Annotated in this window: 1 protein-coding gene; it reads right to left on the bottom strand. The window is 58.2% G+C overall.

The features are described from left to right. A partial coding sequence (locus tag E1573_RS26800) for an immunoglobulin-like domain-containing protein (protein ID WP_165957383.1) occupies nt 1–1014 on the bottom strand: 1014 nt, incomplete at both ends.

Raw genomic sequence — 1014 nt, 5'->3', positions numbered from 1 at the left:
GTTCACCTCAGTCACAGTCGCGGTGACCTTGCTGGCGTCGGTGTAGACGTCTTCGATGTTGGCGTTCGGGACTTCGAGTTTGCCGTAACCCTTGTCGTCGACGGTGACGAAGTAGTCTTTGCCCGCGACGTTGACGGTCAGCACGGCGGTGCTGCCGGCTTGCGGTGGATTGCTCAGCTGGAAATGGAAGGTGACGTTAGCGTCGCCTTCTTTCGCGGCATCCGCAGTCACTTTGACCGTGGTGTCCTGGATGGTGTCTTTGACATCAACGGTCACCGAGGCATCTTTCAGGTCAGTGCCTTCGAAGTTGCCGCCGTTCACTTCAGTCACAGTCGCAGTGACTTTGCTGGCGTCGGTGTAGACGTCTTCGATGTTGGCGTTCGGCACCTCAAGTTTGCCGTAACCCTTGTCATCGACGGTGACGAAGTAATCCTTGCCGCCGACATTGACGGTCAGCACGGCGGTGGAACCGGCCTGTGGCGGGTTGCTCAGCTGGAAATGGAAGGTGACGTTGGCGTCGCCTTCTTTCGCCGCGTCTGCGGTGACTTCGACCTTGGTGTTTTGCACCGTGTCTTCAACGGTTGCAGTTGCATTCGCGCCTTTGAGGTCGGTGCCTTCGAAGTTGCCGCCGTTTACTTCAGTGACGGTGGCAGTGACCTTGCTGGCGTCGGTGTAGACGTCTTCGATGTTGGCGTTCGGGACTTCGAGTTTGCCGTAACCCTTGTCATCGACGGTGACGAAGTAGTCCTTGCCGCCGACGTTGACGGTCAGGATGGCGGTGCTACCGGCCTGTGGCGGATTGCTCAGCTGGAAGTGGAAGGTGACGTTAGCGTCGCCTTCTTTCGCCGCGTCTGCGGTGACTTCGACCTTGGTGTTTTGCACCGTGTCTTCAACGGTTGCAGTTGCATTCGCGCCTTTGAGGTCGGTGCCTTCGAAGTTGCCGCCATTCACTTCAGTGACGGTCGCGGTGACTTTGCTGGCGTCGGTGTAGACGTCTTCGATGTTGGCGTTCGG

It is taken from the genome of Pseudomonas sp. H9 (assembly GCF_004353925.1).
GTDB lineage: Bacteria > Pseudomonadota > Gammaproteobacteria > Pseudomonadales > Pseudomonadaceae > Aquipseudomonas.
The sequence above is the reverse complement of the archived record's forward strand: the minus strand, read 5'-3'. Positions and strand labels throughout refer to the sequence as shown.